The sequence below is a fragment of the Brevundimonas aurantiaca genome (genome assembly GCF_014199955.1).
Classification (GTDB): domain Bacteria; phylum Pseudomonadota; class Alphaproteobacteria; order Caulobacterales; family Caulobacteraceae; genus Brevundimonas; species Brevundimonas aurantiaca.
Genome location: NZ_JACHOQ010000015.1, coordinates 22147 through 34115, shown reverse-complemented (window position 1 = coordinate 34115; position 11969 = coordinate 22147). Strand labels below are relative to the sequence as shown.

The 11969-nt window shown below is 67.9% G+C and carries 9 protein-coding genes and 1 pseudogene; 9 read left to right on the top strand and 1 reads right to left on the bottom strand.

The window, feature by feature from the left end; translation table 11 throughout:
* Positions 1-161 precede the first annotated feature (161 nt).
* The 5 genes and pseudogenes from GGQ93_RS15825 to GGQ93_RS15805 form a co-directional block, all read left to right on the top strand.
* Positions 162-1253 (top strand): annotated as a pseudogene (locus GGQ93_RS15825) (NAD(+) synthase); the annotation flags it as partial.
* A gap of 221 nt (positions 1254-1474) precedes the next feature.
* Positions 1475-1699, top strand: coding sequence for an alkylphosphonate utilization protein (locus GGQ93_RS15820; protein ID WP_152948964.1), 225 nt, complete (start codon positions 1475-1477; stop codon positions 1697-1699).
* Positions 1700-1742: 43 nt separating this feature from the next.
* Positions 1743-2873, top strand: coding sequence for a CobW family GTP-binding protein (locus GGQ93_RS15815; RefSeq protein WP_183218338.1), 1131 nt, complete (start codon positions 1743-1745; stop codon positions 2871-2873).
* Positions 2874-2940: 67 nt separating this feature from the next.
* Positions 2941-3831, top strand: a complete 891-nt coding sequence (locus tag GGQ93_RS15810) for a hypothetical protein (RefSeq protein WP_183218336.1) — start codon at positions 2941-2943, stop codon at positions 3829-3831.
* Positions 3828-6233 (top strand): hypothetical protein, encoded by a 2406-nt coding sequence (locus GGQ93_RS15805; RefSeq protein ID WP_183218334.1) that lies wholly within the window; start codon positions 3828-3830, stop codon positions 6231-6233. Before GGQ93_RS15810 ends, GGQ93_RS15805 begins: the two co-directional genes overlap by 4 nt.
* Positions 6234-6313: 80 nt before the next feature.
* Here GGQ93_RS15805 and GGQ93_RS15800 read toward each other — a convergent pair whose 3' ends face one another.
* Positions 6314-7579, bottom strand: a complete 1266-nt coding sequence (locus tag GGQ93_RS15800; RefSeq protein ID WP_183218332.1) for a type III PLP-dependent enzyme — start codon at positions 7577-7579, stop codon at positions 6314-6316.
* Between the two features lie 242 nt (positions 7580-7821).
* On the opposite strand from GGQ93_RS15800, the gene GGQ93_RS15795 reads away from it, so the two are divergent.
* The 4 genes from GGQ93_RS15795 to phnE all read left to right on the top strand — a co-directional run bounded on the left by GGQ93_RS15795 (position 7822) and on the right by phnE (position 11919).
* Positions 7822-9054 (top strand): DUF2254 domain-containing protein, encoded by a 1233-nt coding sequence (locus GGQ93_RS15795; RefSeq protein WP_183218330.1) that lies wholly within the window; start codon positions 7822-7824, stop codon positions 9052-9054.
* A gap of 143 nt (positions 9055-9197) precedes the next feature.
* Complete coding sequence (gene phnC / locus GGQ93_RS15790; RefSeq protein ID WP_183218327.1) at positions 9198-10004, top strand: phosphonate ABC transporter ATP-binding protein; 807 nt, start codon at positions 9198-9200, stop codon at positions 10002-10004.
* Positions 10001-11017 (top strand): phosphate/phosphite/phosphonate ABC transporter substrate-binding protein, encoded by a 1017-nt coding sequence (gene phnD, locus GGQ93_RS15785; RefSeq protein ID WP_054764039.1) that lies wholly within the window; start codon positions 10001-10003, stop codon positions 11015-11017. Before phnC ends, phnD begins: the two co-directional genes overlap by 4 nt.
* Entirely contained in the window at positions 11014-11919 is a 906-nt protein-coding gene (gene phnE / locus GGQ93_RS15780) for a phosphonate ABC transporter, permease protein PhnE (RefSeq protein WP_370513365.1), read from the top strand. The genes phnD and phnE overlap by 4 nt, the downstream gene beginning before the upstream one ends.
* Positions 11920-11969: the final 50 nt, after the last annotated feature.

The window sequence follows — 11969 nt, the reverse complement described above, 5'->3', positions numbered from 1 at the left end:
AGGGCGCCCCCCCCGTGGTTGGGCCCCAACCGGGGGCCCCGTACGGGGCGCGCTCGTTCCCCCCCCGGGGGGGGGGGGGGCCCCGCCGCGGGGGGGGGGGGGCCGGGGCGGCCCCCCTCCGTCACGGCGCTGCGCGCCGCGCCACCTCCCCCAGGGGGGGAGGATTCGCGTTGATCCGGCCGCTGGACCGTTTCCCCTTCGTGCCGGACGAGGCCGGACGGCTGGACCAGGACTGCTACGAAGCCTTCAACATCCAGGTTCAGGGCCTGATGCGCCGGATGGCGGCGACGAACGGAGAGCGCCTGGTGATCGGCGTCTCTGGCGGGCTGGATTCGACCCAGGCCCTGCTGGTCGCCTGCCGCGCCTTCGACCGGCTGAACCTGCCGCGGTCGAACATACTGGGCTTCACCATGCCGGGGTTCGCGACGTCCGAGGGCACCAAGTCCAACGCCTGGGCCCTGATGAAGGCCCTTGGGGTCACGGGGGCCGAGATCGACATCCGCCCCGCGGCCGAACAGATGTTCAAGGACATCGGCCACCCCTATGCGGCGGGCGAACCGGTGCATGACATCACCTTCGAGAATGTGCAGGCGGGCTTGAGGACCGACTATCTGTTCCGCCTGGCCAACCAGAACCGGGCCTTCGTGCTGGGGACCGGCGACCTGTCGGAACTGGCCCTGGGCTGGGCCACCTATGGCGTCGGCGACCATATGAGCCACTATAACGTCAACGGCGGGGTGGCGAAGACCCTGATCCGCCATCTGATCCGCTGGGTCGCCGACCGCGAACTGGTCGGCGCCGAGGCGAGCCCGACGCTGCACGCCGTTCTGAACACCGAGATCTCGCCCGAACTGGTTCCGGCCAAGGACGGGGCGATCCAGTCGACCGAGGGGACGGTCGGCCCCTATGCGCTGAACGACTTCTTCCTGTTCTACATCAGCCGCTTCGGCATGGCGCCGTCCAAGGTCGCCTTCCTGGCGCACCAGGCCTGGAGCGACGCCGGCGCCGGACAGTGGCCGGTCAACACCCCCGACGGTGAAAAGGTCGAATACGACCTGGCGACCATCAAGGCCTGGCTGCGGAAATTCCTGATCCGCTTCTTCCAGACCGCCCAGTTCAAACGCTCGGCCCTGCCGAACGGGCCCAAGGTGGTGACCGGCGGCTCCCTGTCGCCGCGCGGCGACTGGCGCGCCCCGTCGGACGGCAATGCGCGGGTCTGGCTGGACGAGCTGGACGCGAACGTGCCGGATTAACTGTTTCCTCCCCGCTTTGCGGGGAGGTGGCTCGGAGCATAGCGGAGAGACGGAGGGGCTCTTTACGCCTCCAGTTCTCTGTTCTTCTCGCGGACCAAACCCCTCCGTCACGGCGCTGAAGAAGCGCCGCGCCACCTCCCCACGATGTGGGGAGGAGACACTGTTCAATAGCCGTATCTTTAGCGTGGATATTTGGCGATCCCCTCGCTAGAAGCTTGGCCATGACCGAAGACGTGACCAAAGACTCCAACGGCAACATCCTGGCCGACGGCGACAACGTGACCCTGATCAAGGATTTGAAGGTCAAGGGCTCGGGCGGGGTGACGCTGAAGCGCGGAACCCTGGTCAAGAACATCCGCCTGACCGGCGACCCCGACGAGATCGAGGCCAATGTCGAGAAGGTGCGCGGCCTGGTCCTGCGCACCGAGTTCGTCAAGAAGGCTTAAGGCCCCTCTTCCCAAACGGAACCTCAGCCGCCATCTAGCGGCCATGACCGACACCCTCGACGCCCCCGTCTCGACCGCCGCCCCCCAGGGTTCGGGCGGCAAGATCCCCGTCACCGTCCTGACCGGCTATCTGGGCGCGGGCAAGACCACCCTCTTGAACCGCATCCTGACCGAGGATCACGGCAAGCGTTACGCCGTCATCGTCAATGAATTCGGCGAGATCGGCATCGACAATGATCTGGTGGTCGGCGCTGACGAGGACGTGTTCGAGATGAACAACGGCTGCGTCTGCTGCACGGTGCGCGGCGACCTGATCCGGGTGGTTGCGGGCCTGATGAAGCGGCAGCGTCCCGGCAAGCCGGCCTTCGACGCCATCATCGTCGAGACCACGGGCCTGGCCGACCCCGGCCCGGTGGCCCAGACCTTCTTCGTCGACGAGGACGTCAAGGCCAAGACCCAGCTGGACAGCGTCACCACCCTGGTCGACGCCAAGCACGTGATGGCGCGGCTGGACGACTCCAAGGAGGCGCGCGAACAGGTGGCCTTCGCCGACCGGATCATCCTGAACAAGGTCGATCTGGCGACCCCGGAAGAGATGGAGGCGGTCGAGGCCCGTCTGCGGGCGCTGAACCCCCTGGCGCCCATCGTCCGGGCCGAACGGTCGAACGTGCCGCTGGATCAGGTGCTGGGCCTGGGCGCCTTCGACCTGGACCGGATCCTGGAGGTCAAGCCGGACTTCGTGAACCCGCCGCACGGCGCCGAGGGCCATGTGCATGACGAACACTGCGGCCATGACCACCATCATCATGACCATGACCATGACCATGATCATCATGATCATGACCACAGCCACGGGGCGCGCGGTCACGCCCACCAGGACGACATCAAGGGGATTTCCCTGTCGCTGGACCGGCCGCTGGACGGCGCGAAGTTCACCGCCTGGCTGGACCGTCTGCTGGGCGAACAGGGTCAGAACATCCTGCGCGCCAAGGGCATCATCGACCTGAAGGGCGAAGACCGCCGCCTGGTCTTCCAGGCCGTCCATATGATCCTGGAGGGCGACCTGCAGCGCGAATGGGGCGAGAACGAACGCCGCTGGAGCCGCGCCGTCTTCATCGGCCGCGATCTGGACGAGGCGGAGCTGAAGGCCGGGTTCGAGGCCTGCGCGGCCTGAACCGTCCGGCGGGCTTGCGTCGCCCGCGCGCCCCATGCCAACTGGCCGTTGTTTGGGGGCGGGACCGTTGGAACAGCACAGTCAGCCGGATCTGACGATCGACCTGGGTTCGGGCGTGCGCGCCCTCGCCTCGGCCGATCCGGATTCGTCGATCCTGACCCGCTTCTTCGAAGGCTATGACCGGGCCTTCGTCCTGCCGGACGAGCGCGAGGATTTGGCGGGTTTTCGCAAATGCCTGGCCCTGAACCGGACGCATCGCCGGGCGTTCGGCCGCACCCACTGCGAACTGGTTGCGGTGCTGGAGGACGAAGGCGGCGCGCGTCTGGGCGGGATCAACTTCCTGGCCACCGCCGTCAACCGGGCCTCGGCGCCGGACATCGCGGTCGCATTGAACTATGTCTATGTCGAGGAGGCGGCGCGGGGGCGCGGCCTGCTGCGCCTGGCGCTTTCGGCGGTGCGCCGACTGGCGACCCAGGCCCTGGACGCCGGTCCGAACGCCCAGACCGCCGTCTTCATCGAACAGAACGACCCCTTGCGCCTGACGCCCGAGGAGGCCGCCGCCGACACCCTGCGTTCGGGCCTGGATCAGGTCGATCGACTGGCGATCTGGGCGCGGATGGGAGCCGAGGTGGTGGACTTTCCCTATGTCCAGCCGGCCCTGTCGGCGGATCAGGACGATGAGGACGGGCTGATCTACGCCGCCGTCGACTATCCGGGCGAGGCGGTGGATGCGGGTCTGCTGCACGACCATCTGGAGAGCTTCTTCAGGATTTCGGTGCTGAAGGGCGAGGCCGGACCGCCGGGCGGAGCGGCCGAGCGCCAGATCGCCGACCTGGCCGCGCGCCGGGAGCCGGCGGCCCTGTTGCCGATGACCCCGGCCCTGGCGCGGCTGCGGTCCGGCCGGGGGACGGGGTTCGACAGTTTCCGGGACTTGGCGAGGGAGGCCGCAGGTCGATGACGGTGCGAGGCGAGCGGCCGGAGACGGACGACTATGAACAGGCGCGCTCGGGCGCCCTGTATTGGACCCTGTCGCTCTATATCGGGCCGGATCGGGTGGCCGAGGCCCTGAATCTGGCGCCCGGAGAGCGGATCGAGCCGCCCGTCTTTCGCCGGACCCAGCGGAACCATCTGCCGTCCCTCGCCCTGGGCCACGCCATCGACCCCCTGATGAACGACATCGCCGATCGCGAAATCCGGGGCGAGTTGCAGGAGTTCCTGCTGTCCACGGCGGACGATGCGGGAATCAAGAACCTGGACGAGGCTGCGCTGGCCATCCGAAGCCATGAAGACCTGATCTTCAGCCTGCCCAAGTCCGTCTCCTGGACCACCGAGGGGGTGCGGTTTCACGCCCATCCGCCCGGAATGGACGATGACCGGCTGGTGCGGCTGCGCCGGTTCTGGCTGTCCCACAACGACGGCTCCCTGAGCTACCACCTCAGCTTCAGCCACTATTACGGCGGCGGCTATGTGGATGCGGAGGGTCGCCGGCGCTCGGGCTACGACCCCTCGACCTATTATTTCCTGTCCCTGCTGCAGAAGCTGGCCGCGCCCAAGGAATATGTGCTGGACCCGCAGCGCCTGAAGCCTGCCGAGGCCGATCCCCACCCCTTCCTGGACGTCTTCAGCGAGACCAAGCTGGACATCGGTCCTTTGGACGACATCAGGGTAAGGCGAGCGACCGGCCCTGAGGGCCAGGCCCCGGTCCAGGTTGAGGCCCAGCGGTTCTGGCCGTTCGTCAGGACGGTGTTCGAGCGCGACGCTGTCCGCCTGTTCCCCCGTCTGGCGGCGGAACTCGATCCCTCCAAGCCGCCCAGGCCCGGTTTCGAAACCCGTCTGCTGGAACTGGCGCCCGTCATGGAGACGCCGGGGCTGAAGGCGCCCAAGTCGCGCTTCATGTTCATGCTGCACGACGAACGCTTCTTCGACCGGCTGATGCCGGTGGACGAGGCGACGAAGATCCCGGCGCCGCGCAAGCGGATGGTGCAGCCGCTCTGTTACGACCCGTATCAGGACCGCATCCGCGCCCTGACCAAGCCCGTGAACGGCCGACCGCCCAAGGCGGTGCATCTGGGCGCCCCGCCCGCAGGGACCAAGGCCGGCGAAAGGGCTGATCCTGAGTTCTGGAACTGGGTCGAGCGCCGGGCGGACTATGAGGCCGCCTTGGAAGACGGGGTCTTCGTGCGTCGCAATCCGACGCCGGACCCGGCGCGCGGCGACGAAGGCCGGTGGCTGCCGATCTCGGACAGGGCGACGCCGCAGGCGCGGATGGCGGATTTCGTCGAGGCGATGCGGACCGGCCAGGCCGTCCAGATCAAGGCTTTTCGCAAGCCGAACGAAGCCGAGGCGCGCCCCCGGCTGGAGACGCCGATCGAGCATCACCTTCCCGCTTTCGAAATCGCGCGGGCGGACTGTCTGGACTATCTGTTCCTGGCGGGATTCAACCAGAACATCATAGACTTCATGAACCAGGATACCTCGGAGATCCTGGACAGCATCGACCCCATCTATCCCGACAGTTCCGAACAGAGCGACGAGCGGTTCTTCGTCCGCTACGCCAACCACCGGGCCATGATCACCTATGTGCCCAAGAGCCGCAGCCTGGAGATCGGCAACGACTATATCGGCGCCTGCCCCTACGCCTTCCTGATCCACGCCCTGGCCCTGCACAACGAGTTCCTGGCGCGGGAGCATGAGCAGAAGACCATGGCCCGGATCGATCGGATCGAGGCCCTGGTGGACGAGCGCGCGCCCGCCGACGATCCCCGCATCCGCGCCATGGCGGATCGAGAGCCGCTGGACGGCGAGGACCGGCTGAGCCAGGCCGAGTTCGCCATCAACCAGGCCAAGCTGGCCGAGTTCGCCCAGTACGAAAGGTTCAGACACGCCAATCCCTTCCGCTACGACACCGAGCGGGACGTGTTCAAAAAGCTGGAGGAGCTGCGGGGCGTCAGCCGCAAGAACAAGGCCCTGTCCCTGGCGATCCAGAGCCTGGAGGACCACGCCAGCGACCTGGCCCGCCGCCAGCAGAAGCGGGCGGATGCAGCCCAGGCGGCGGCCGAGCGCAAGCAGAAGGATGCGGAAGAGGCGGCGGCCAAACGCGGCCGTCATCTGAACTTCCTGCTCAGCATGACCGGCGTGTTCGGCGCGGGGCAGATGTTCTACTGGATCGGCGAGAAGGCGGCCGGCGGAGAAGGCAAGGACGCGGAGCCGGCGCGTCAGTTGTTCGGGCTTCTGCCCTCGGCCCCCTGGGCGGGAAACTTGATCCTGTCTTTAACAGAAGGGCTGATGACCGTCGCGCTCATCCTGTTCTTCGTTCACCTGGGACGATGGGGCTACGCCGTTTTCGCCAAAAAGGGCTGATCCCGGCAGCCTGAAACCCCCAGGCCTTGCGGAGCCGCCGATCCATCGACCGGTTCAGCGCCGCAAGGCTGTTGGAAGGCTCAGCGCCGGGCCTTCTTGCGCTGGCCCGCCTTGCCCTTGGGTCGCGACAGGCGCACGACCTTGCGCGCATTCTCTTCCGCCGTGGTGCGCACGGTGGGGATGGAACGCGGGGCCAGGCCGTAGAGGGAGGCCATGGGGGCGTCCTCGACCGCGGCGATCTCATGCTCGCCATAGCCGTTGAAGCCGGTCGTCATGGCCACCCCATAGGCGCCCAGCATGCCGATCTCGATGAAGTCGCCTTCGCGGATGTCGGCCGGCAGCCAGAAGGGGCCGGGCATATGGTCGATCGAATCGCAGGTCGGGCCGTAGAACTGGAAGGCCTTCAGCTCGCCCGAGGCTTCGCCGTCCCGGACCAGCTTGGTCGGGAAGGGCCAGCGCGAGTGGGTGGCGTCGAACAGGGAGCCGTAGGAGCCGTCGTTCAGATACAGGGCGTCGCCCTTGCGCAGATCGACGCGGGCCAGGATCGACGAGGATTCGGCGACCAGGGCCCGGCCGGGCTCGCACCACAGTTCGGTGGTTTCCGACACCGGCATTTCGTTGAAGCCGCGATGGATGGCGTCGGCGTATTCGCTCATGTCCGGCGGGACCATGCCCGGATAAACCGAGGGGAAGCCGCCGCCGACATCGACGATGTCCACGATCACGCCCGCGCGGCTGATCGACCGGCCGACCTGGGCCATGGCGGCCTGATAGGCGGTCGGGCGCATGCACTGGCTGCCGACATGGAAGCTGACGCCCATCAGCCCGTCCTTGACCGCCTGGCGCGTGGCCAGGAGCAGGGCCGGGGCCTGATCGACCGGCACGCCGAACTTGCCCGACAGGGTGTAGGCGGCCCCGTCGGCCGAGACGGCCATGCGCACGATCAGATTCAGGTCGTCGGCGCCGCCGGTGGCGTCGAGGATCTTGTTCAACTCGTCCACGCAGTCGAGCGAGAAGGTCCGCACGCCGTGGTCGAAATAGGCCTTGGTGATGGCCGAGCGGCTCTTGACCGGGTGCATGAAGGCCAGGCGCGCGTCGGGGCTGACCGAACGGACCAGTTCGATCTCGGCCAGGGAGGCGACGTCGAAGCTGCGAACGCCGGATTCAACCAGGGTCTGGATGACCCAGGCGGACGGGTTCGCCTTCACCGCATAGAAGACGTCGGCTTTCAGATTATCCTGGAACCAGCGCGCCGCTACGGAAACCGAGCGCGGCCGCACGAGGGCGACGGGACGCTCAGGGGACCGCTCACGGACCAGGTCCAGGGGAAGTTGGTACGTGCGCAATTCACGTAACCCCCTGCTAATTGTTAAACCCAGACCGGCGTTAGCGGCGCAGCATCAGACCTACGGGGTCCGCCGGAAGGCGCGATATGGGGGCATTGGACTGTCATGTAAAGGGGTTTTTTCGTGACAGGGCCTGGGTTCGAGCCCGAATTGACTGTCACAATTCTCTTAGACGGCAGTCAGCTTGACGGCGGTCAGGCAACCGCAGCGGTTCTGCGCCGTTGCCTCGGCTGGAGGGCGCAATGAATCGGTGGCTGTTCCTGTGGCGCAAATGGACGCGCCAACTGTGGGTCAAGGCGACCGCCTACGCCGGGGTGGGGGTGGCCGCCGCCCTGCTGGCCGCCGCCCTGGCCCCCTGGGTGCCCGACGACATGGCCGAACGACTGGGCGGCGAGTCGGTCGAATCCATCCTGACCATCTTGGCCTCCAGCCTGCTGGGCGTGGCGACCTTCTCCGTCGGCGCCATGGTGACGGCCTATACGTCGGTCTCCACAGCCGCCAGCCCCCGGGTCGCCGCCCTGGTGACCTCCGACGACGAGACCCAGAAGGCTCTGGCCACCTTCGTCGGCGCCTTCCTCTACGCCATCGTCTCGGTGACGGCGATCAACGCCCATTATTACGGCCAGAACGGGCGGGCCATTCTGTTCCTGGTCAGCCTGGCCATGGTCGGGCTGGTGGCCTTTCGGCTGCTGGCCTGGATCAACCGTCTGTCCAGCCTGGCGCGGGTCGGCCATACGATCGACCTGGTGGAGGCGCGCGCCCTGAAGGCCCTGGAAACGCGGCGCGACGCCCCCTTCTTCGGCGGCCGCGAGGGACGGCTGACCACGGGCGCCGAGATCGTCGCGGCAAGCACCGGCTATGTGCAGAACGTCGATCCCTCGCGGTTGCAGACCATGGCCGAGGCGCGCGACTGCCAGGTGGAGATCGTCGCCCCTCCCGGCGCCTTCGTGCGACGCGGCGCGGTTCTGGCGCGCGTCAGCCTGGCGGCCTGCGACGAAGAGGCCCAGGCCGATTTCCGTTCGGCCTTCGCCCTGGGGGATTCGCGCTCCTTCGACCAGGATCCGCGGTTCGGACTGATCGTCCTGGGCGAGATCGCCGCCAAGGCCCTGTCGCCCGGCGTCAACGACCCCGGCACGGCCATTCAGGTGATCGGGACGGGGGTGCGGCTGCTGGACGTCTGGGTCCAGCCGCCCGAAGACGACGGGCCCAGGCCGCCGCGCTGCGACCGACTGCTGGGGCCGGCGGTCACGGCCGAAGACCTGCTGGAAGACCTGTTCGGTCCGATCGCCCGTTATGGGGCGGGCGATCTGGCCGTGGCCATGCGGCTGCAGAAGGGTCTGGCCGCGCTGGCGGCGACGCCGCGGCTGGCCGAGCCGGTCGCCGTCCTGGCCCAGGCGGCCGTGGAGCGATCGCGCGCCGCCCTGCCCATCGAGGCGGACATCCGACGGCTGGAAGCGGTCGCCCTGGCGCGCTGACAGGGCCGCTGCGACACCAGGCTGCAACGACGCAGGGACGACGGGGTCTGGACGAGATTGCGCCGGACGTGCGATTAAGACTTGCCCAAACGCCCCGGTCGCGTCATGCGGCGCCCGTTCGCCACAGCCTTCCCAGCGAGTTCATGAGTTCATCCGCAGCCGCCGCCCCAGGCCTGGTCCTGGCGCGTGACGTGTCGAAGACCTTCGGATCGCGAAAGGCGCTGGACGGCGTCTCGATCTCCGTCGCCTCGGGCGAGATGGTGGCCCTGATCGGTCCGTCGGGATCGGGCAAGTCCACGCTTCTGCGCTCCATCACCGGCCTTCAGTCCATCGACCCCGGCAAGGGGACGATCAGCGTCTTCGGCGAGACGGTGCAGAAGGACGGCCGCGTCACCGGCGCCGTGCGCCAGGCGCGCGCGCGGCTGGGCATGATCTTCCAGCAGTTCAACCTGGTCGGCCGACTGTCCCTGTTCTCCAACGTCATGCTGGGGGCGCTGGGCCGCCTGCCGACCTGGCAGGGCCTCTTGGGCCTGTGGCCCCAGGCCGACAAGGACCGGGCCATGGCCGCCCTGCACCGGGTCGGGGTCAGCGACTACGCCGGCCAGCGCGCCAACACCCTGTCGGGCGGTCAGCAGCAGCGCGGCGCCATCGCCCGCGCCATCGTCCAGGGCGCCAAGGCCATCCTGGCCGACGAGCCGGTCGCCTCGCTGGACCCGGTGTCGGCCCGCAAGGTGATGGAGCTGCTGGTCGAGCTGAATCGGCGCGACGGCATGGGGGTGATCGTCACCCTGCACCAGGTCGACTACGCCATCCGCTACTGCGACCGCGTCATCGCGTTGCAGGGCGGCAAGATCGTCTATGACGGTCCCGCCACGGGCCTGGACCACCAGCGCCTCATCGACATCTACGGTCCCGAATTCGAGGACGCGTTCTGGGAGACCAAGGCATGAGCCTGTCCCGCACATCTCTTTCCCGTCGTCTGTTCGCAGCGGCCGGCGCCGCGGTCCTGCTGCTGGGCGTCGCCTCGTGCGGCGGCGGCGAGGACAAGAAGGCGTCCGGCGCCATGCCGTCGGAACTGACCTTCTCCATCCTGTCGGCCGAAGGCCAGGCCTCGTCTGGCCCGCTGTGGCAGCCCCTGCTGGACGACATGTCCAAGGCGATCGGCGTTCCGGTGAAGCCCTTCTTCGCCGGCAACTACAATGTCCTGATCGAGGCCATGCGCTTCAACCAGACCCAGGTGGCCTGGTTCTCGGCCAAGCCGGCCCTGGAGGCCGTGGACCGCGCCCAGGGCGAGGTCATCGCCCGGATCGTCGATCCGGAAGGCCGCGACAGCTACACCTCGACCCTGATCGTGCGTAAGGGTTCGGGCATTACGCTGGACAAGGTTCTGGCCTGCGGCAAGCAGTACGACTTCGGCATCGGCGACGCCCAGTCGACCTCGGGCACCCTGGCGCCCCTGACCTTCCTGTTCAATCCGCGCGGCATCGTGCCGAACCAGTGTTTCAAGACCGTGCGTTCGGCCAGCCACCAGGCCAACGCCTTCGCCGTGGCGACGGGCGTGGTCGACGTCGCCACCTCCAACTCGGTCAACACCGTCTTCATGCGCCGCGAGAACCCGCAGCTGGCGTCGCAGATCGAGGACATCTGGGTCTCTCCGCCGATCCCGGAATCGGGCATCGTCATCCGCGAAGACCTGGACCCGGTGCTGAAGGAGAAGCTGCGCAGCTTCTTCCTGACCTACGGCCAGGGCCAGGGGCCTGAAGCCGACCGTCAACGTCAGGTGCTGGCGGGGCTGAACTATTCGATGTTCCGCGCCGCCGACGATTCCTATCTGGACCCGGTGCGGGAAATGGTCGCCGACCAGAAGCTGGCCGAGGCCAAGGCCAAGAACGACCAGGCCGCCGTGGCCGCCGCCGAACGCGAACTGGCCGCCCTGCGCGCCAAGCGCGAGGTCCAGCCTTGACCGACGCCGCCGCCGAGATTGCCGCCGCCGACAAGGCCGCCCGCGGCGGCCTGGCCCCGGACGCCGTTCCCGCCGCGCCGAAGAAGCCCCTGTCCTCAACCCTGTTCGACCTGATGCTGTGGGGCGGTCTGGCGATCATCCTGATCGCCAGCTTCGGCAAGGTGGACATGCAGAACATCGGCCGGCTCTTCTCGGGCTCGTCGAACATCTCGACCTATGGGGCGGATCTGCTGCGGCCCGACTGGGGCGCCATCTTTCCGCCCGGGGACTTCTGGACCGCCTTCACCCATGTCTTCACCCAGCCGACCGCCAGCCTGGCGGGTCAGATGTGGCTGACGGTGCAGATCGCCCTGTGGGGCACCTTCCTGGCCGTCTTCCTGGCCCTGCCGCTCAGCCTGATGGCGTCGCGCAACATCGCGCCGGGCTGGATGGTCTTCATCGTTCGCCGGGTCATGGACCTGCTGCGCTCGATCCCCGACCTGGTGATCGCCACCCTGTTCATCGTCGCCGTCGGCCTGGGCCCGCTGGCGGGGGTGCTGGCGCTTGCGCTGAACACCGGCGGCGTCCTGGCCAAGCTGTTTTCCGAAGCGGTCGAGTCGATCGACAAGGGGCCCGTCGAGGGGGTGCGCGCCACCGGCGCCGGCAAGCTGCACGAGATCGTCTGGGGCGTCTTCCCCCAGGTGGCGCCCCTGTGGACCTCCTTCGCCCTGTACCGGTTCGAGTCCAACAGCCGGGCGGCCACGGTGCTGGGCCTGATCGGCGCGGGCGGCATCGGCCAGACCCTGTTCGAAAGCATCCAGGCCTTCGACTACAGCCGCGTCGCCGCCATCGCCATCGTCATCGTGGTCGCCGTGACCCTGATCGACACCCTGTCCCAGGTGATGCGCAAGCGCCTGCTCTAAGGCCCCGACCTCGCGCTCATTGCCGGAAAAACCTTCACAATCCTCTGGTC

Excerpts from the sequence above, each read along its gene's own strand:
- GGQ93_RS15820 (WP_152948964.1), top strand. The coding sequence starts at position 1,475 with ATGACCGAAGACGTGACCAAAGACTCCAACGGCAACATCCTGGCCGAC.
- GGQ93_RS15815 (WP_183218338.1), top strand. The coding sequence starts at position 1,743 with ATGACCGACACCCTCGACGCCCCCGTCTCGACCGCCGCCCCCCAGGGT.
- GGQ93_RS15805 (WP_183218334.1), top strand. The coding sequence starts at position 3,828 with ATGACGGTGCGAGGCGAGCGGCCGGAGACGGACGACTATGAACAGGCG.
- GGQ93_RS15795 (WP_183218330.1), top strand. The coding sequence starts at position 7,822 with ATGAATCGGTGGCTGTTCCTGTGGCGCAAATGGACGCGCCAACTGTGG.
- phnC (WP_183218327.1), top strand. The coding sequence starts at position 9,198 with ATGAGTTCATCCGCAGCCGCCGCCCCAGGCCTGGTCCTGGCGCGTGAC.
- phnD (WP_054764039.1), top strand. The coding sequence starts at position 10,001 with ATGAGCCTGTCCCGCACATCTCTTTCCCGTCGTCTGTTCGCAGCGGCC.